Source organism: Rhodovulum strictum (assembly GCF_009649175.1).
Taxonomy (GTDB): domain Bacteria; phylum Pseudomonadota; class Alphaproteobacteria; order Rhodobacterales; family Rhodobacteraceae; genus Rhodovulum; species Rhodovulum strictum.
The window spans coordinates 321,915-341,560 of sequence record NZ_WJPO01000001.1; the positions used below are offsets into that span (position 1 = coordinate 321,915).

At 63.9% G+C, this 19,646-nt stretch carries 14 protein-coding genes; 6 read left to right on the forward strand and 8 right to left on the reverse strand.

Annotated features, from left to right (window positions below; translation table 11 throughout):
- The first annotated feature begins 58 nt into the window (after positions 1-58).
- Together GH815_RS01570 and dnaE are read left to right on the forward strand one after the other, a co-directional pair.
- A complete protein-coding gene (locus tag GH815_RS01570; protein WP_153746962.1) occupies positions 59-421 on the forward strand; it encodes a VOC family protein in 363 nt (120 codons plus the stop codon).
- A 174-nt stretch (positions 422-595) separates the two neighbouring features.
- On the forward strand, positions 596-4,135 hold the full coding sequence (gene dnaE, locus GH815_RS01575; protein ID WP_153746963.1) for a DNA polymerase III subunit alpha: 3,540 nt from the start codon (positions 596-598) through the stop codon (positions 4,133-4,135).
- Positions 4,136-4,151: 16 nt separating this feature from the next.
- On the opposite strand, the gene GH815_RS01580 is transcribed toward dnaE, so the two are convergent.
- Positions 4,152-4,355, reverse strand: coding sequence for a SlyX family protein (locus GH815_RS01580; RefSeq protein WP_153746964.1), 204 nt, complete (start codon positions 4,353-4,355; stop codon positions 4,152-4,154).
- An 84-nt stretch (positions 4,356-4,439) separates the two neighbouring features.
- Between GH815_RS01580 and hisS the strand changes: the two genes are divergently transcribed.
- The 3 genes from hisS to hisG are packed head-to-tail and all read left to right on the forward strand — an operon-like array spanning position 4,440 to position 7,882.
- The gene (hisS, locus tag GH815_RS01585; RefSeq protein WP_153746965.1) at positions 4,440-6,074 is read left to right on the forward strand and encodes a histidine--tRNA ligase; all 1,635 of its coding nucleotides are present in this window, start codon (positions 4,440-4,442) and stop codon (positions 6,072-6,074) included.
- A 3-nt stretch (positions 6,075-6,077) separates the two neighbouring features.
- Complete coding sequence (locus tag GH815_RS01590) at positions 6,078-7,187, forward strand: ATP phosphoribosyltransferase regulatory subunit (RefSeq protein WP_153746966.1); 1,110 nt, start codon at positions 6,078-6,080, stop codon at positions 7,185-7,187.
- Positions 7,184-7,882 carry an ATP phosphoribosyltransferase gene (gene hisG / locus GH815_RS01595; RefSeq protein WP_153746967.1) on the forward strand — a complete coding sequence of 233 codons (699 nt, stop codon included), beginning with the start codon at positions 7,184-7,186 and terminating at the stop codon, positions 7,880-7,882. The genes GH815_RS01590 and hisG overlap by 4 nt, the downstream gene beginning before the upstream one ends.
- A 10-nt stretch (positions 7,883-7,892) precedes the next feature.
- Here hisG and GH815_RS01600 read toward each other — a convergent pair whose 3' ends face one another.
- Complete coding sequence (locus GH815_RS01600; protein WP_153746968.1) at positions 7,893-8,327, reverse strand: DUF1489 family protein; 435 nt, start codon at positions 8,325-8,327, stop codon at positions 7,893-7,895.
- 109 nt (positions 8,328-8,436) lie between these two features.
- Between GH815_RS01600 and GH815_RS01605 the strand changes: the two genes are divergently transcribed.
- Complete coding sequence (locus GH815_RS01605) at positions 8,437-10,701, forward strand: adenosylcobalamin-dependent ribonucleoside-diphosphate reductase (protein ID WP_153746969.1); 2,265 nt, start codon at positions 8,437-8,439, stop codon at positions 10,699-10,701.
- Between the two features lie 446 nt (positions 10,702-11,147).
- Here the strand turns inward: GH815_RS01605 and GH815_RS01610 are convergent, their stop codons facing one another.
- The 6 genes from GH815_RS01610 to GH815_RS01635 all read right to left on the reverse strand — a co-directional run.
- Positions 11,148-12,017: a DUF3800 domain-containing protein gene (locus tag GH815_RS01610; protein ID WP_153747006.1), complete on the reverse strand. Its 870-nt coding sequence runs from the start codon at positions 12,015-12,017 to the stop codon at positions 11,148-11,150.
- 183 nt (positions 12,018-12,200) lie between these two features.
- Positions 12,201-15,194 carry a type I restriction endonuclease subunit R gene (locus GH815_RS01615; RefSeq protein ID WP_153746970.1) on the reverse strand — a complete coding sequence of 998 codons (2,994 nt, stop codon included), beginning with the start codon at positions 15,192-15,194 and terminating at the stop codon, positions 12,201-12,203.
- An 8-nt stretch (positions 15,195-15,202) separates the two neighbouring features.
- A complete protein-coding gene (locus GH815_RS01620; protein ID WP_153746971.1) occupies positions 15,203-16,129 on the reverse strand; it encodes a hypothetical protein in 927 nt (308 codons plus the stop codon).
- The gene (locus tag GH815_RS01625) at positions 16,126-17,496 is read right to left on the reverse strand and encodes a restriction endonuclease subunit S (protein WP_153746972.1); all 1,371 of its coding nucleotides are present in this window, start codon (positions 17,494-17,496) and stop codon (positions 16,126-16,128) included. The genes GH815_RS01620 and GH815_RS01625 overlap by 4 nt, the downstream gene beginning before the upstream one ends.
- Positions 17,493-19,301: an HsdM family class I SAM-dependent methyltransferase gene (locus GH815_RS19105; protein ID WP_246176250.1), complete on the reverse strand. Its 1,809-nt coding sequence runs from the start codon at positions 19,299-19,301 to the stop codon at positions 17,493-17,495. The genes GH815_RS01625 and GH815_RS19105 overlap by 4 nt, the downstream gene beginning before the upstream one ends.
- A gap of 70 nt (positions 19,302-19,371) precedes the next feature.
- The coding region (locus GH815_RS01635; RefSeq protein WP_153746974.1) for a transposase at positions 19,372-19,646 on the reverse strand (275 nt) is incomplete at its 5' end.

Below are 19,646 nucleotides of genomic sequence, written 5' to 3' on the forward strand. Positions count from 1 at the left end.
GGCAATTGGAATTGGCGGGGCCGAGGACCGGCCGGATCGGAGGCCAGAGGAGGATGTCTTGTTCCCGCATGCCCTGCACCATGTCCAGCTTGCGATGCCCGAAGGCGGCACAACGGCCGCGCGTGCCTTTTATGGCGGGTTGCTGGGGCTTGAGGAGGAGGCGCGGCCGGAGACAATTGGCGGCGAGGGGCTGTGGTTCCGGCGCGGCGAATTGCGGATCCATCTGGGTGCCGAGCCCGGCTTTCGCCCCGCGCGCAAGGCGCATCCGGCGCTGATGGTGCGCAAGCTGGATGCGCTGGCCGAGCGGCTGGAGCGGGCGGGGCTGGACCTGCGCCGGGACGGCCGGGTGTCGGGGCTGCGGCGGATCTTTGTCGACGATCCGTTCGGCAACCGGATCGAACTGGTGGAAGGCGCGGTCTGAGCGGGCGGCGGGGTGCTCCCGCCCCCGGGACCGCACGGGGCTTGCGCCCCGCTTGCCCGGGGTTGGGCATGGCGCCCGGCAGGGCCGGGCGCGCGCTCCGCGCGGGGGTATTTCGGCCAAGAAGAAGGGCAGGGCGGGCTTTTCGGCGGGCGGCGCGGGGGATAGGGTCTGGCCATGGCTGCGCCGCGATTCATCCATCTTCGCCTGCATACCGAGCATTCGCTGCTTGAGGGGGCGGTGCGGCTGAAGAAGCTGCCCGATCTGTGCAAGGCGGCGGGGATGCCCGCCGTGGCCGTCACCGATACCAACAACATGTTCTGCGCGCTGGAATTTTCGGTTCTGGCGGCGGGCGCGGGCATTCAGCCGATCCTGGGCTGCCAGATCGACCTTGCCCATGATCCGGCCGCACCCGGCGAGCGCCCGCGCCCGCCTGCGCCGGTCGTTCTGCTGGCGCAGAACGAGGCGGGCTATGGCAATCTGATGAAGCTGAATTCCTGCCTGTATCTGGGCAAGGCGGGGCAGCTTCCGCAGGTCACGCAAGAGGAACTGGAGGCGCATGCGGCCGGTCTGATCTGCCTGACCGGCGGGCCGGACGGCCCGTTGGGGCGGTTCCTGCGGGCCGGGCAGCGGGGCAAGGCCGAGGCGCTGGCGGCGCGGCTGGCGGCGTCGTTTCCGGGGCGGCTCTATGTCGAGTTGCAGCGCCATCCGGGCGAGGGCGGGCGGCTGACCGAGGCCGAGGCGGCGACCGAGCGCGGCCATGTCGAGATCGCCTATGCGATGGATCTGCCGCTGGTCGCGACCAATGACGTGCATTTCCCCAAGCCCGAGATGTACGAGGCGCATGACGCGCTCTTGTGCATCGCGGATGGCGCCTATGTCGATCAGGCCGAGCCGCGCCGCCGGCTGACGCCGCAGCATCATTTCAAGTCGCCCGATGAAATGGCGGCGCTGTTTGCCGATCTGCCCGAAGCGATCGGGAATACCGTGGAGATCGCCCGCCGTTGTGCCTTCAGGGCGGCCAAGCGCGCGCCGATCCTGCCGCGCTTTGCCGAGGACGAGGTCGAGGAATTGCGCCGTCAGGCAAAGGAGGGGCTGGCCGCGCGGCTGGCCGTGATCCCGCCTGCCGCGCCGGTCGAGGATTACGAGAAGCGGCTCGATTTCGAGCTGGGCATCATCGAGCAGATGGGGTTCCCCGGCTATTTCCTGATCGTGGCCGATTTCATCAAATGGGCCAAGGCGCAGGGCATTCCGGTCGGGCCGGGGCGCGGGTCGGGGGCGGGCAGCCTTGTGGCCTATGCGCTGACGATCACCGATCTGGATCCGTTGCGCTACAGCCTGCTCTTCGAACGCTTCCTGAACCCCGAGCGGGTCTCGATGCCCGACTTCGACATCGACTTCTGCATGGACCGGCGCGAGGAGGTGATCGCCTATGTCCAGCAGCGCTATGGCCGCGAGAAGGTGGCGCAGATCATCACCTTCGGCGCGCTCTTGTCCAAGGCGGCCGTGCGCGATGTCGGGCGCGTGTTGCAGATGCCCTATGGGCAGGTCGACAAGCTGTCGAAGCTGATCCCGGTCGAGGGGGTAAAGCCCGTCTCGATCGAGAAGGCACTGGCCGACGAGCCCCGCCTGCGCGAGGCGGCCCGGACCGAGGAAGTGGTGGACCGGCTTCTGACCTATGGCCAGCAGGTCGAGGGGCTGCTGCGCAATGCCTCGACCCATGCGGCGGGGGTGGTGATCGGGGATCGGCCGCTGGACGAGCTGGTGCCGCTTTACCAGGATCCGCGGTCCGACATGCCCGCGACGCAGTTCAACATGAAATGGGTCGAGGCGGCGGGGCTGGTCAAGTTCGACTTCCTCGGGCTCAAGACGCTGACGGTGATCCAGAATGCCATCGACCTGATCCGCGCGGGCGGGCGCGCCCTGCACGAGGGCGCGGACGGCACGCCGCTTTACCAGCCCAAGCCCGGCGCCGAGAACGATATCGGGCATATCCCTCTGGACGATCCGAAGACCTACGAGCTTTACGCCAGCGCCCGCACGGTCGCGGTGTTCCAGGTGGAAAGCTCGGGCATGATGGATGCGCTGCGCCGGATGAAGCCCACCTGCATCGAGGATATCGTGGCGCTTGTGGCGCTGTACCGCCCTGGCCCGATGGAGAACATCCCCGCCTATTGCGAGGTCAAGCACGGGATCAGGCCGCTTGAATCGATCCATCCCACGATCGACCATATCCTGGCGGAAACCCAGGGCATCATCGTCTACCAGGAACAGGTGATGCAGATCGCGCAGGTGATGGCGGGCTATTCCCTGGGCGGTGCGGATCTGTTGCGCCGCGCGATGGGCAAGAAGATCGCCGAGGAAATGGCCAAGGAGCGGCCCAAGTTCATCGAGGGCGCCAAGGCCACCCATGGCGTCGACGCGAAAAAGGCCGGCGAGGTCTTCGACCTTCTGGAGAAGTTCGCCAATTACGGCTTCAACAAGTCGCACGCGGCGGCCTATGCGGTGGTCAGCTACCAGACCGCCTGGCTCAAGGCCAATCACCCGGTCGAGTTCATGGCCGGGGTGATGAATTGCGATATCCACCTGACCGACAAGCTGGCAATCTATGCCGAGGAAGTGCGCCGGGGGCTGGGCATCGGCATCGTGCCGCCCTGCGTGAACCGGGCGCAGGCGACATTCGCGGTCAGCGGCGGGCAACTGGTCTATGCGCTGGGCGCGCTCAAGAATGTGGGCGTCGAGGCGATGCGGCTGATCGTCGAGGCGCGCGGCGACCGGCCCTTTGCCACGATCTTCGATTTTGCCCGGCGGGTGGATCTGAAACGCATCGGCAAGCGGCCGCTGGAAATGCTGGCCCGGGCGGGCGCCTTCGACCAGCTTGACCCGAACCGGCGGCGCGTCTTCGACAGTCTGGACGCGCTGTCCGCTTGGTCGGCGGCAGTGCATGAGGCGCGCGCCTCGGCGCAGGTGTCGCTGTTCGGCGAGGCGGGCGAGGATCTGCCCGAGCCGCGGCTTGCCCCGGTTGCCGACTGGCTGCCCGCCGAGCGGCTGGCCGAGGAACACAAGGCGGTGGGTTTCTACCTGTCGGGCCATCCGCTGGACGACTACATGGCCGCGCTCAAGCGCAAGGGTGCGCTCAGCCTTGTTGCGGCGCGCGAGACGGCCGAGCGCAGCGGGGCGGCGGTTCTCAAGGTGGGGGTGCTGGTCTCGGGCCTGCGCGAGATGAAAAGCGCCAAGGGCACGCGCTATTTCCGCATGGATCTGTCCGATCCGACCGGCCAGCTTGCGGGCGTGGCCATGTTCCCGCGCGAAGAGGCCGACCTGCTGGCGGCGCGCAAGGTGTTCGAGACCACCGACAAGGTGCTGGCAACGCTCGAGGGCCGGTTCAGCGAGGGCCAGTTCGACCCCACGATCCGCGGCATCCAGCCGATGGATGCCGCGATTGCCGATGCGGGCGCGGCGGGGCTGGAAATCACGCTTGAGACCGCCGAGGCCGCGAAAGCCGTGCGCAGCCTTCTGGACCAGCTTGGTGCGGTGCCGCGGGGCAGGGCGGGCGGGCCGATCCGGCTGCGGGTGCTGAACCTCGATCTGGTGGTCGAGGGGCAGGTTCAGCGCTGCGACTGCTGGCTGCGGCTGCGCGAGCTTTATCCGGTGACGCCCGCGGTCAAGGGCGCGCTGAAATCGCTGCCCGGCGTCGCGCTGGTCGAGGAAGTCTGAGGGCCAGGGCGCCCGCCTACCAGTGCGGCGGCTTCTGGTCGGCCAGCGGCACGGTGCCGCCCGCCTCGAACTCGCGCCCGGCCTCGCGCTCCAGCAGCATGTCCACCTGGCGGCGCAGCAGGTCGATCTCGCGCCCGCGCCGGGCCAGTTCGTCGGACAGATCCTCGACCTCGCGGATCAGCAGCGCGATCCGTTCTTCCAGTGCCGTCAACTCGCCCATGCCTGTCCTCCTGCGCCACCTTGCCCCGCCGCCCCCCATCCGCTAGACCCCCCGCGACAGCGAGAGGCAGGCGGCGAGACGCGCATGGCCAAGGATACCAAACCCCGGCGCCCCCGGGCCGAAACGCCCAAGGGCTTTCGCGACTATTTCGGCGCAGAGGTTGCCGAGCGCAAGGCGATGCTCGACACCATCTGCAAGGTCTATGAACGCTACGGCTTCGATCCGCTGGAAACATCCGCGGTCGAAACGCTGGACGCGCTGGGCAAGTACCTGCCCGATGTCGACCGCCCCAATGCCGGCGTCTTCGGCTGGCAGGAGGAGGACGGGGACTGGCTGGCGCTGCGCTATGACCTGACCGCGCCGCTCGCCCGCGTCGCCGCGCAATACCGCAACGAGTTGCCCACCCCCTATCGGCGCTACGCGATGGGGCCGGTCTGGCGCAACGAGAAACCCGGCCCGGGCCGTTTCCGCCAGTTCTATCAATGCGATGCCGATACGGTCGGCGCGGCGAGCGTGGCCGCGGATGCCGAGATCTGCGCGATGCTGGCCGACGCGCTGGAAGCCGTGGGCATCGAGCGCGGCGACTACATCGTGCGGGTGAACAACCGCAAGGTTCTGAACGGCGTGATGGAGGTTGCAGGCATCCTCGACCCCGCCGACCCCGACCGCTTCGAGCACGAGCGCGGCATCGTGCTGCGCGCCATCGACAAGCTGGACCGGCTGGGGCCGAAGGGTGTGCGCGCGCTCTTGGGCGAGGGGCGCGAGGACGAGAGCGGGGATTTCACCAAGGGCGCGGGGCTGTCGGACGAGCAGGCCGAGGTGGTGATGGGGTTTGTCGAGGCCAACGAGCATGTGCGTGCGCAGTTGCTTCAGCATTCGCGGCAGTCAACCGGGCTTGGGGTTGAGGCTTTCAAGGATATTGCCAAAGCGAGTGAAGGCGGAGTTGTCGAACCTGCTGCAAGTCGGTTTGATGCGCAGAGCCATGAAGCTTGGAATGACTTCGTCTTGGAGCGTCTGGGCCAACTCGTCAAATCATCGGATATGGGCAAAGAAGGCGTTCGAGAGCTAAGGGAGATCGCCAACCTTTGCTATCAGCAAGGCTACTTCGCTGACAGAATCCGCATCGACCCCTCCGTGGTCCGCGGCCTCGGCTATTACACCGGCCCGGTGTTCGAGGCCGAGTTGACCTTCGAGATCCTCGACGAAAAGGGCCGGCCGCGGCAGTTCGGCTCGGTCGCGGGGGGCGGGCGGTATGATGGCCTCGTGGAACGCTTTACCGGGCAGAAGGTGCCTGCGACCGGCGTTTCCATCGGTGTCGACCGGCTTCTGGCTGCGCTGCGGGCCAAGGGGCGGGCGGGCGGCGCGTTGCAGGGCCCCGTGATCGTGACCGTGATGGACCGCGACCGGATGGCGGCCTATCAGGCGATGGTGGGCAGGCTGCGCGCAGCAGACATCCGCGCCGAGGTCTATCTGGGCAACCCCAGGAATTTCGGCAACCAGTTGAAATATGCCGACAAGCGCGGCGCGCCCATTGCCATCATCCAGGGCTCGGACGAGGCGGCGCGGGGCGTCGTGCAGATCAAGGATCTGGTACTGGGCGCACAGATCGCCGCCAGTGCCAGCCTTGAGGAATGGAAGTCGCAGCCCGCCCAGGTCGAGGTGCCCGAGGCCGATCTGGTGGCCGAGGTGCGCCGCATCCTCGACCGGAACGGGGGCTGAGCGATGGCGACCAAGGCCGAGATCCTGGCACAGGCCGAGCGGCTGCATGCCTTCTTTCGCAATGCGGGGGCGGCGCCGGTGCAGACCGCGATCCTGCAACCTGCGGGCACGCTTCTGGACCTTTACGGCGAGGATATCCGCGCGCGCGCCTATGTCACCGCCGATGCGGCGCGGGGCGAGTTGATGCTGCGCCCCGATTTCACCGTGCCGGTGGTGCAGATGCATATGAAGGCGGGCGGCGATCCCGCGCGCTATACCTATTGCGGCGAGGTGTTCCGCCGTCAGGAACGCGACCCGAACCGGCCCAACGAATATATCCAGGTCGGCTATGAACTGTTCGGCGGCGACGATCCCGCCGCGGCCGATGCCGAGGTCTTCGCGCTGTTTTCAGAGGTGCTGTCGCCCTTGGGCCTGCGTGCCGCGACGGGGGATATCGGGCTGTTGCTGGCCGCCATCGGGGGGCTGTCGACCACGCCCAAGCGCAAGGCCGCGCTGCGCCGCCATGTCTGGCGCCCGCGCCGGTTCCGCGCGTTGCTGGACCGGTTCGGCGGCCGCGCGCCCGTGCCCGAGGCGCGCAGGCGGCTTCTGGCCGACCTGCGCGCCCGCGGCATCGAGGCGGTGATGGACGCGGCGGGGCCCGAAATCGGGCTGCGCGCGCGCGCCGATGTGGCCGCGCGGCTGGCCACGCTTCTGGAGGATGCCGCCGAGCCGCCGATCTCGGCGGGCGAGGCCGAAATTCTCGACGACATCCTGTCGATCCGCGAAACCTGTGTGAACGCGCTGGCGCATCTGCGCGATATCGCGGTGGACCTGCCCGCCATCTCCCCCGCGCTCGACCGGATCGAGGCGCGGCTTGACGCGCTGGCGGGGCAGGGGATCGACGTCGATCTGCTGGATTTCGAGGCCAGCTATGGCCGCACGACGATGGAATATTACGATGGCTTCGTCTTCGGCTTCTACGCCGAAACCCGGCCCGACCTGCCTCCCGTCGCCTCGGGCGGGCGCTATGACGCGCTGACGCGCATCCTGGGCCAGGGCCGCGCGGTGCCCGCGGTGGGCGGCGTGATCCGGCCCGAACTGGTGCTGGCCCTGACGCGGGAGGGCGGGCAATGAGCCTGAAGCTTGGCGTGCCGTCCAAGGGGCGGCTGATGGAAAAGACCTTTGACTGGTTCGCAGGCCACGGGGTGAACATCCGCCGCACCGGGTCCGAGCGCGAGTATTCCGGCGCGGTCGAGGGCATCGCGGGGGTGGAACTGGTGCTGCTGTCCGCGGGCGAGATCCCGCGCGAGCTGGCGGCGGGGCGGATCCATCTGGGCGTGACCGGATCCGATCTGGTGCAGGAGCGGATCGCGGATTGGGAAAGCCGGGTCGTGACGCTGGAACCGATGGGCTTCGGCTTTGCCGATCTGGTGATCGCGGTGCCGCGCTGCTGGGTCGATGTCGACACGCTGGACGACCTGGACGCGGCGGCGGCGGCGTTCCGGGCGGCGCATGGCCACCGGCTGCGCATCGCGACCAAGTATCATCGGCTGGTGCGCGATTTCCTGCGCGAGGCGGGCGTGGCCGATTACCAGCTTGTCGACAGCCAGGGCGCGACGGAAGGCACGGTCAAGAACCTGACCGCCGAGGCGATCGCCGACATCACCTCGACCGGCGAGACGCTGCGCGCGAACCACCTGAAGATCCTGTCCGACGGGCTGATCCACCGCAGCCAGGCGACGCTGTTCAAGGCGCGCGCGGCGAATTGGGACGGGCCGGCGCATGAGTGCTTTCGCGCGCTTGCCGCGCGTCTGGGGCTCGACGCCTGAGGCGTGCGCCCTATCGTACCCCGATCTCGGCCAGCGCCGCCATCAGTCCGGGCGGCAGGGTCTCCTCATGCGCGCGGGCGGTGGACAGGTCGCGCGGCGTCTCGCGCGGGTCGAGATAGCGCCAGCCCTGGAACGGTCGGCGCGGCGCGGCCTCGGTGCGGATCACCTGCGCGTCCAGCACGATGGCGCAGCGCGCGATCCCGTCCGCCCCGGTCACCGGGTCCAGCCGCACCACCCGCTGCCGCGCCAGGATCACCCCCTTGAACACCCAGTAAAGCGAGCCGCCCGCCAGAACCTCACCGGCGCGTTTCGGCCACATCCGCGTGACATGGCGCGGCAGCCCGTCGGCCCCAAGCGCGCGGGGCTGGCGCTGCCAGTCCAGCAGATCCTCGACCCGCTCGGCGCCCACGCAGAGCTTTACCAGATTGACATGGGCCGCGGCCATCCTGTCCCCAGATTCTGTTGATGTGCCCCAAGCCTAGGCTAATTGTTGCGGAGTTCAAGCCGAGGTCCTATTCTGACGGGCCTGCCCCGAACGCCCGAGGACGCCAAAGATGACCCGCTTCTCCGCCCCCATCGCCGAACAGATCTGGGACATGAAATACCGCCTGAAGGGGGCGGATGGCGCGCCCCTGGACCTGACGGTAGAGGATACCTGGCGGCGCATCGCCCGGGCCCTGGCCGCGCCCGAGGCAGAACCCGCGCTGTGGGAAGACCGCTTCTACGCCGCGCTCGAGGATTTCCGCTTCCTGCCCGCGGGCCGGATCACGGCGGGCGCGGGCACCGGGCGGTCGGTGACGCTGTTCAACTGCTTCGTGATGGGCACGATCCCCGATTCCATGGCGGGCATCTTCGACATGCTCAAGGAAGCCGCGCTGACGATGCAGCAGGGCGGCGGCATCGGTTACGATTTCTCGACCATCCGCCCGCGCGGCGCCGATGTGCTGGGGGTGGCGGCGGATGCCTCGGGGCCGCTCAGCTTCATGGATGTCTGGGACGCGATGTGCCGCACGATCATGTCGGCAGGCTCGCGCCGCGGCGCGATGATGGCGACGATGCGCTGCGACCATCCCGATATCGAGGCGTTCATCACCGCCAAGCAGGATCCCGCAAGGCTGCGCAACTTCAACCTCAGCGTGCTGGTGACGGATGCCTTCATGGCGGCGGTCAAGGACGACAAGCCGTGGGAGCTGCATTTCGGCGGCAAGGTCTATCACACCGTCGAGGCGCGCGACCTGTGGAACCGGATCATGCGGGCGACCTATGATTTCGCCGAGCCGGGCGTGATCTTCATCGACCGCATCAACGCGATGAACAACCTGGCCTATTGCGAGAGCATCGCCGCCACCAATCCCTGCGGCGAGCAGCCCCTGCCGCCCTATGGCGCCTGCCTTCTGGGCTCGATCAACCTTGCCCGGCTGGTGCGCGAGCCCTTCGAGGCGCTGGCCGAACTGGACGAGGACGCGCTGGACGAACTGGTGGCGACCGCCGTGCGGATGATGGACAACGTGGTGGATGTCAGCCGCTTCGCCCTGCCGCAGCAGGAGGCCGAGGCGCGCGCCAAGCGGCGGATCGGGCTGGGGGTGACGGGGCTCGCTGATGCGCTGCTGATGGTGGGCCTGCGCTACGGATCCGAGGAAGCGGCGCGTCAGACCGAGCGCTGGTTGCACCGCATCGCCCGCGCCGCCTATCTGGCCTCGGTGCAATTGGCGCGGGAAAAGGGGGCGTTTCCCCTGTTCGACGCCGACAAGTACCTGGCCAGCGGCGCGCTGGCCCATATGGACGAGGATGTGCGCGCCGCCATCGCCGAACATGGCATCCGCAACGCGCTGCTGACCTCGATCGCGCCCACCGGAACGATCAGCCTTTATGCCGGCAACGTGTCCTCGGGGATCGAGCCTGTCTTTGCCTATGCCTATACCCGCAAGGTGCTGCAACGCGACGGCTCGCGCACCGAGGAGGAGGTGGTGGATCACGCCGTCCGCCTCTGGCGCGAGAAGTTCGGGGATGCGCCGCTGCCCGACTATTTCGTGGATGCCCAGACGCTGAGCCCGGCCGAGCATGTCCGGATGCAGGCCGCCGCGCAGAAATGGGTGGATTCCTCGATCTCGAAGACGATCAACTGCCCCGAGGATATCAGCTTCGACGCCTTCAAGGATGTCTACCTGCAAGCCTATGAAACCGGCTGCAAGGGCTGCACCACCTACCGGCCCAACGCGGTGACGGGGTCGGTCCTGACGGTTGCGGAAAGCTCCGAGAAACGGCCCGAGGCCGAGACCGGGGCGGATGTGGTCTATCTGTCCGACCCGCTCGACCGGCCGCAGGCGCTGGAGGGCAGCACCTACAAGCTGAAATGGCCCGACAGCGAACACGCGATCTACATCACCATCAACGATATCGTGATGGCCGGGCGCAGACGTCCCTTCGAGGTGTTCATCAACTCGAAGAACATGGAGCATTTCGCCTGGACCGTGGCGCTGACCCGGATGATCTCGGCGGTGTTCCGGCGCGGCGGCGATGTCAGTTTCGTGGTCGAGGAACTGAAGGCCGTGTTCGACCCGCGCGGCGGGGCCTGGATGCAGGGCAAGTATATCCCCTCGATCCTGGCGGCGATCGGGGGCGTGATCGAGCGGCACATGGTCTCGATCGGCTTCATCGAGGGCGAGGGCATGGGCCTGAAATCCGACCCCCGCTATCAGGCCATGGCGGTCGGAGACACCCCCCGCGGCCCCGCCTGCCCGGCCTGCGGCGCCTACGAGATGCGCATGGTCGAGGGCTGCATGACCTGCATGAATTGCGGGCATTCGAAGTGCAGTTAGCGCGGAATCCTACTAGGTCTGGAAGTGCAGATAAATTGTCCATTTTGGTCGGAAACGACATAAAACGGGCATAATCTCCATGCTCGCAAAAATTGTCCTTTCGTTCCACATGCGGACGGAGATGGACCAGGAGGGGCCCGCCGGGGGCCCGTCGATGCTTCCGATTGCGTTCCACGGGCGGGTCCGGCCGTCTCCGTCGGTGAACGGCGGGCGAGCTCGTCACGCGCGACGTCGCGCGCCTCGCGAAGATCGGAGAGTGCCTGGCTGGCGCCCGACACTCACCGGCCGTGGCGCTCAGATATGCGATTCCTCGCAAGAGAAGATCGACTCGATTGAGCCGCAAATTACTGATAAGGTTAAAAAATCGTGGTCATGGGGAGCTGTATGCGCCGAAGGCCGCGACAAAAAAAACCTTGCCTTTTCGCCGGCCCCGTGTACTTCATACGCTATGGCACTGCCACGGGGTCAGGCTTTACGCCGACCGCCTCAGGGGATCCTTCGGGATCCCTTGTGTGTTTCTGGGGGCCGTTCCAAGCACCATACTCACCATCATAACAAGAATACTTCACCCCCACGGCTTCGTCTTCATGCTTAAAGTCCAATAGCATCTTGCGCTCAACGAGTTGATTATAGGCGCGGTTCTGCTTGCCACTTGTGATCTGGCTGACTGGATGGACGACAAGATCCGCCAGCTGAAGCAAAGGGTTTCCTTTGCCGTCGGACCAGATGACATTGAGGTGGTCCATGAACTGTGCGCCTGTCAAAGGTCCATACCGCCGAGAGTTCTCAGCGCAAAAACCCATTCCCGCGGCCTTGAGGTCCGCGAAGTAGCGCTCCAGCAGCTTATCCTCCTTCTCGCCGGTGCGTTCGTAAACCACGTCCAGCTTCCGACCATCCCGCATCGCCAGCTTCGCCGCCCGCTCGACGGAGATGTCGAAAGCTGTCTTACTCATGGCCCAGCGGGTGCTATCAGGGTATTTTTCAAGGTATCGGTCCCGATAACCAGGGCGGCAGATGACACAGGCGTGAGCGATCAGCCGATCATCCAGGACCAACTGATCCAGTTCCGAGAAAAATGTCGCCCTTCTCTTCTCGTCCGTTTTAAGAAAGCCGAACTTCCCTTTGCCTGATCGGATCTTGTTTCCATGGAGCGAGGGTACATCCCACTTCTCGCAAAACGCTTTGACATTGCCGGCGACAGCATCAACGTTTTCCGATGCCACGATAACCCCCCCGAGCGCGAAGGTCAGTTCATGGGCCGGTGACGATGCGTTGGTACCGCCCTTGCAGATCGTTCGGGTCCCGAAGTCGTCCATGTAGAAAACGTACTTGCTGTTCACGCGAACCTCTGGGTCTGTGCTTGCGGAAGCAATATATGGTAGTCTTCGTCGAATGAAAACACCACATGTAGCATGGTGCTGTGGAGCGGTTCTCGCTCCCTTTGCTTCGCGGACGCTTTGAGCCAGAACACTCCGGGTTTGGCTGGCCGACTCATGTCATTACGCAATACGGCGCGCTCCTCTAACCGCACGCCCGAACATCAGCCCCATGATCATCTCTCGTCCTTCCCGGTCCTGCAGGAAGGCGCTCTGCATCTGACGGTCGCGCTGGAACGCCAGGATGGCCCGACGCATGAACTCCTCGCCAAACCGCGGCCGGACAACTTCGGGCGGGTTGTTCCGCAGCATCTCTGCCCAGGCCTCATCGTCGAGGATGGCTTCATTCACCGCCTCGAACCGGATGTAATCCTCCTCGGTGAAGTTCGTGGCGTGCCGGTCGTTGAACGCTCTGATGATCTCGGACAGCGTGCGGCGTTCTTCGTCGGTGAACGGGTTCGCCCCGAACCGGTCGATCGGTGACAGCGGCTTCGTTTCGGTCGCCGCCAGCGAGGCATCGATCTCGTCGCCCTCAGAAAGCCGGAACGCCTGCAGTTCCAGCATGTCGTCGGTGACATCGCCGCCCTGGGGCGCCTCGCGCGACGGAAGCAGGCGTTTCAGCCAGCTTCCAAATAGGTACATCTTCTCGAGGTCGCTGTCCTCGAGGGCGATGACCTGCGAGATGAAGGCGTAGAACCGCAGGAACGACGCCAGCAGTTGCCGGAACTCTTCCTGCTGCTCCTCGGTCAGGGCCGTCCGGAAGCGCTCCACTGTCTGCCGGACGATGCCTTCCAGCACCGGACGCTCATCGGCGCGCTGATTGGCTTGCAGGAAGCGTGACACGAACCGGTCGATCTCGCCTTGGTCGAGGATGTGCATCTCCTGCATCCGGGCAAGCAGTGCATAGACCTGGTGCGGGTCGGAGACCTCTTCCATCGCGGTTGCGTTGTAATAGGGCCGGAACGCCTCCTTGATGTCCTCCACCTCGTTCCGGAAATCGAGGATGTAGGTCCGCTCCTTCCCGGGATAGGTGCGGTTCAGGCGTGACAGGGTCTGGACGGCCTGGATGCCGCACAGGTGCCGGTCGACATACATCGCCACGAGCTTCGGTTGATCGAAGCCTGTCTGGTACTTCTCCGCGACCACCAAGACGTTGTAGTCGTCGCCGTCGAAACGGCCGGGGAGTTCCGTCTCACCGAAGCCGTTGATGCCGGGCTCGGTCAGGTTCGCGCCATCCACCACGATCTCGCCCGAGAAGGCAACCAAGGCCTTCAGATCATCGTAGCCTTCGCGCCGGATGTAACGGTTGATGGCGCGATGGGTTCGGACAGCATGTTCGCGGCTCGCGGTGACCACCATCGCTTTCGCTTGGCCGTTCAGTTCCGGCAGGGCATGGCGGCGGAAGTGCTCGACGATGACCTCGGCCTTCTGCTCCATCGCCGTCTCATGGAAATCGACGTAGCGCGCGACCTTCCGGTTCGACTTCCGCGGCGACAGCTGGGGGTCGTCCTCGATGGCACGTTCCAGGGCAAAATAGGTCTTGTAGGTTTGGTAGTTGCGCAGGACGTCGAGGATGAAGCCCTCCTCGATTGCCTGGCGCATCGAATAGAGGTGGAACGGATGCGGCAGGCCGTCCGGCCCCCGCCCGCCGAACCGCTCCAGCGTCACATTCTTCGGCGTGGCGGTGAAGGCCAGGTAGGACAGGTTCGCCTGCGGGCCCCGCATGCGTTGCAGCTCGATCAGCGCCCGTTCGTTGTCGTCCAGGTCGGCATCGGCCAGCACGGACTCGGCCAGCACCCGGCCGAGATTGTCGGCATGCTTTCCCGATTGCGAACTGTGTGCTTCGTCGATGATGATGGCAAACCGCTTGCCGGCCTCGTTCTTCAGGACGTTCACATGGTCGGTCGAGAACTTGTGGATGGTCGTGGCGATGATCCGTGCCCCACTCTGGATAGCGCTGCGCAACTGGGCGGAGGTCTCGTCGATCGGCCGGAAATACCCGGGCGTTGTGACGAAGGACCGGATGGTGCCCTGCAGCTGCTGGTCCAGCACTTTGCGGTCTACGACCACAATCACGCTGTCGAATACCGGCCGGTCGGCGTCATCGTGCAGCAGAGCCAGCTGATAGGCTGTCCAGGCGATAGTGTTCGACTTGCCCGATCCGGCTGAGTGCTGCAGCAGGTAGTTGGGACCCGCGCCCAGCCGACGGGCATGCTTCACGATCCGACGCACGGCATCAAGCTGGTGGTACCGCGGCCAGACCGTGGTCCGTTTCAGCCGTCCGCCCGGTTGCTCAACTTCCGACACCAGGGCGAACCGGTTCAGGATGTCGAGCAGCACGTCGCGGGACAACGCCGCTTCGGCACCATCCATATCCCGATAGAGAAAGGCGATGCGGAACTCGTCCGGCACATCCGGGTTGCCGGCGCCGCCGTCCCGGCCGCGGTTGAAAGGCAGGAACCGGGTCCGGCCGTTTTCCAGTTGGGTCGTCATCGACACGTTGTCCTGGTCCACGGCGAGGTGCAGCAGCGCCCCGCGCTTGAACGTCAGGAGCGGCTCCCCGTTTGGCGAGCGATCGTTGCGATACTGCTTCTCGGCTGTCAGGTAGGTCGAGCCCGTGGCCGTGTTCTTCAGCTCCATCGTGATGATGGGCAGGCCGTTGATGAACAGCACTACGTCGATGGCATTCTCGTTCCGCGCCGAATAGCGGACCTGCCGCATCACGGTCAGTCGGTTGCCCTCATAGGCCCGGACCAGATCGGCATTCAGGCCCGAGGCGGGGCGAAACCCGCAGAGGCTGATCTTGATGCCCGGGATGATCTTGATCCCGTTGCGCAGCACCTCCAGCGTGCCGACCGCCTGAAGCTGCTTCACCAGTTGCTGAACCAGGGTCTCCCGGACCTTGCCGACGTACTGATCCGCCAGGCGTGTCCACGCATCGGGCTGGGTTGCCCGCACGTAATCCTCAATCATCTCCGGATCGAGGGCAGATACCCGGTCATAGGCTGTCGAAGGCCGCTCCTGCCAGCCCTGCCGCGTGACCAGCTGGTGGACAAGGTGGAGTTCCACCGCTTCTTCGGTGTGCAGCTTGTCGCGGAAAATGACGGGACTCGACATAACCTGATTCACTTATGGCTGTGGAAGAAATGTTTCGGATGAAAATGCCCTACAAACGCGTTCGCAGGGATTTCATTGCGCAGGATGATTACGGTACCTGCACCTGGGCTGAGAGCTCTTGCTTCCAAACTATCGGATAGACTGCTGAACAGGAATTCCAGTACGTTCCCGGAAAACTCCAAGATTGTTGATCTATTGATTAAGTGCATCGGCACATCGATGACGAACATAGTAGGGCTTCCGATTTCGCGTAGTGCTTGCTTTGCTTCGGAGCAGCTGGTTAGGCAACTTCCCAAGTTGAAGAGGTACTCGCTACCAAAGTCGAGGTAGTGCCCAGAATTACCCAATCTAGTAGTGAAGTCATTTTCATCTGCGCAGCAATAGATGCGGGGTTTGAGGTCGAATCTATTCGCGTGATGACCTCCGTTCAGTTCCGCGATGGCGGCGGACAACTTTTCCTCGCTCACACGAGGAAAAGATCCGTTCAAGAAGATGATCCTAGCACGGTCTTCGATGTCGCGGTTCGTCATAAAACGAAGCCCATTCTGGTAGAAAGCAGCAAGATCGTTCGTACGAGTAGCATGGAACATTCGGAAGGCGTCGAATTCATGCACAAGGCGGTCTGCCGTGACTTCTTTGATGTCTGGCCACTCGCCAACGACACGTTCGATGATTGTATCGAGCCATGAAAGATCATCGGATACAATGTATTCTGGCAGATCGTCCAGAAAGGCGGCCTTTACGTCATCGGTGATGTAATCTGAAAGCACTCTCCAAATTCGGTCCTGCCAGAGATCAGGACGGGAATAGCAGAACACGTTTGTCGGGACATGGCGCTCGCTAACGCACGACGCGATCTCACGGTTCTCAAACCCTGGAAGCATCGAGCCGGGGACAAGTCCACTTTCTTTGAATGATGAGTGGACATGACTCATGCTTGCATCTCCTCTTCGGTCCGGCTGAGTGTGGCTGGGGCGGTGCCGACCTTACCATATGCCTCCACGTCGATCTGACCGGTAACGGCGGCGGTTATCAACGTGGCTCGGTATTCGCGGAGCTTCTGGACAGTCAGGCGCGTCTTTTCAGCGATGGCTTGAACCTTGCATTCCAAAGCATTCAGACTGTGGCCGATGCTTTCTTGTTCTCTTAGGGGAGGTAAGGCGACAGGCATGTTCCTCAACAAGTTTTGGCTGAGAGATGCTCGAGTGATCAGGTTCATCTCTTTGGCGAAGTAGCTTCGCAGGCCAGAATGCTGAAATGCGTATTTCGAAAAAACTGGCGCAAATTGACCCTTGCGAGGTCGGAACCGGATAAGGAACCCTGCAAAAACAGCGTTTTCAATGGTCTCAAAGCAAACACTCGAGAACCCGATTTCTTCAATTGTTTCGGAGGTTCGAGTGAAGAAAACATCACCAGCCTCTACCGAATAAGCCCTTCGGTCATTCTCAGTCGACAGCACCAGACCCGAAACGGTGACCGGCAGTGCCCGGTTCTTATATACATCGCTGTAACTGATGAACGGAAAACCAGAGCCAAAGGCGTTTCCTCCAATGTTGATGCCGTTTGCGCAGCGGCCAAGGTAGCCCAACTTCATAACCGTCCAATGCGCCGGGATTTCTCCGATCCAGTCCACTCCAGATGTTTTGAGATCAACAGTGCCGTTGATACCTTTCGTTACTGCGATCGAGATCGCGTTGCGAAGCTTAACATCCAGAAGAGTGATCAAGCGTTCCTTCTTCGAGATTAATTCGTCGATACGCGCAGTTTCGCGATCCAAAAATGCGGCGATCCGTTTCTGAGTCGCAAGATCAGGAAGGGCAATTCGCCCATCCATCATCTTTTGAACATCGATGCTTTCAACCGTCGCACCAAATTGCCGCCACTCGAGAAGAAGATCTTTCTGCTGACCTTCGATCCAGTAAACCAGAAACTCCGGTAGGAGCCTCCTTCCGACATGGAAGGCTTTCATGTCCTGGTTCAGCGTGACACGGGTGCCGCTGATAGCTACCGGAAGCGAATGGCGCAAGATACCGGAGCGCGCAACGATCAGAGGAGAGCCAGCCTTTACGAACGAGGTGGCGCTCTCGCGAACTGCCTCCTCGGTGATGTAGTCCTCGGTGTCGGCAATCACCCGGCGTTTCATGTCCTTCGGGGATACCCATGGGATATCACCGTTTGTCCAATAGGCCTCCCGATCCTTCGACGGCGTGCCGCCACCTTGGAGCTTCGCCAGATGTTTCAATCGGAACACTGGCCAGTCCTGCCTGGCACGCTGCAAACGGTTACGCTGAAGATCAGTCACGCTACCACCTCTTTCAGCAGCCCGGCGATCTCTGCCTCCAGGGCCTTCAGTTCGGCGTCGATCTCAGCCAGCGGCCGCGGCGGAACATACTGGTAGAAATACCGGTTAAAGTTGATCTCGTAGCCGACCCGGCCGACCTTCCCATCCTTGTCATCGGTGTAGCCCGTGTCCACCCAGGCGTCGGGCACGAAGGGCGTGACTTCGCGAGCGAAGTACGCCTTCCAGTCCTCCTTCAACGGCACCAACTCAAAATCCCGCAGTTCCGGATCCGGCTCGATCTGCCCCTTGGCGTCACGACAGATCTCGGCCTCCTCGTCCCGCTCGCCGAAATGCTGGACCAGCGCCTTCCTGATCGGCGTCGACAGTTTCACGCCGACGGCCTTGGCCAGCGCCGCGACCGCGCCTTCGAAGACATCGCGGCTGGTGAAGCTCTGGCCCATCAGGCTGTCGCGCAGCACCGCTTTCAGGCCGGGCAGGTCATCTCCCAGCTTGTCGAGGCCCTTCGCGCCATCCATCTCGACGATCTTCGCGCCGGTGATGTCGAAGCGAAGGCGCAGCGGGCGTTCCACCCGGATTTCGCGATAGCCGAAGTCGGTGGTGTCGAAGATCTTCGACACGTCGCCATAGCCAGCCCTGCCGTTCAGGAACTCGTGGTAGATGCGGACGATCTCGGCCCGGGCCTCGTCCGGGATCTGGCGCCGCTTCGAGCCGAGCGACGGGCGCATGGCCTTCCAGAACCGCTCGCCCGAAGCATCGATCAACTGGACCTTCCCGCGCCGGGCGGCGTCCTTCCGGTTGTCGAGGATCCACACATAGGTCTGGATTCCGGTGTTGTAGAACAGGTCGGTCGGCAAAGCGACGATCGCCTCCACCCAGTCGTTCTCCAGCATCCAACGTCGGATTTCGCTCTCGCCCGAACCGGCGCCGCCGGTGAAAAGGGGCGACCCGTTCATGACGATGCCAATGCGCGAGCCGTTCTCGTCGTCACGCATCTTCGAGATCATGTGCTGCAGGAACAGCAGCTGGCCATCGGAGATCCGCGGCAGGCCCGCGCCGAACCGACCTTCGTGCCCCTTGCGATCGGCTTCAGCCTTGATATCGTCTGCGTACTTCTTCCAGTCCACGCCATACGGCGGGTTCGACAGCATGTAGTGGAAGGTCTCGTTCCGGTGCGCGTCCTCGGTCAGCGTATTGCCGAAGGCGATGCGGGAAGCGTCGTGTCCCTTGACCAGCATGTCGGACTTGCAGACCGCGAAGGATTCCGGGTTCAGCTCTTGCCCGAAGAGGTCGACTTTCAGGCCAGGATTGAGAGCCGTCATCGCTTCTTCCGCGGTGGAGAGCATGCCGCCGGTGCCGCATGCGGGGTCATAGATGCGCCGAATGATACCCTTGCCCGACAGCGCAACTTCGTCGTTGGCGATGATCAGGTCAACGATCAGGCGGACCACCTCGCGCGGAGTGAAGTGTTCCCCCGCAGTTTCGTTCGAGATTTCCGAGAAACGCCGGATCAGCTCCTCGAACAGGTAACCCATCTCCAGGTTGGAGACCTTGCTCGGATGCAGGTCCGCCCGCGCGAAGCTGTCGAAGACCCGCCAGAGGGACTTGGCGTCCTCGAGCCCTTTCAGGACCTCGGTGAACTTGAACTTCTCGATGAAGATGTCACGCACGTTCGGACTGAAGCCCATCAGGTAGTCGACGAGATTCTTGCGAAGGTGCTTGGGGTCCTGTTCGCGCAGCGTGGCGAAGGTGAAGGGGCTGACATTGTAGATCTGGCCGCCAGCGTTCGCGACCGAGGTCAGGATCATGAACCGGGCTTCGTCGTCGGTGCCTTCGGGCAGGCTGGCGGCGGCTTCTAGGCTCCAGACTCATTGATCGTCAAAGCCAGAACAGGACGGTTGCGGCGAGGGCGATGGCGGAAAGGAAGGTCTTGGCGCATCGGTCGTAGCGGGTCGCGATGCGGCGCCAGTCCTTCAGCCTACCGAACATGATCTCTATCCGGTTGCGCCGCTTGTAGCGGCGTTTATCGTATCGGACGGCCTTGCCGCGCGACTTCCGGCCGGGAATGCAGGGCTTTATCCCCTTGTCTTTCAAAGCATCTCTGAACCAGTCGGCGTCATAGCCGCGGTCCGCGATCAACCAATCTGCAGCGG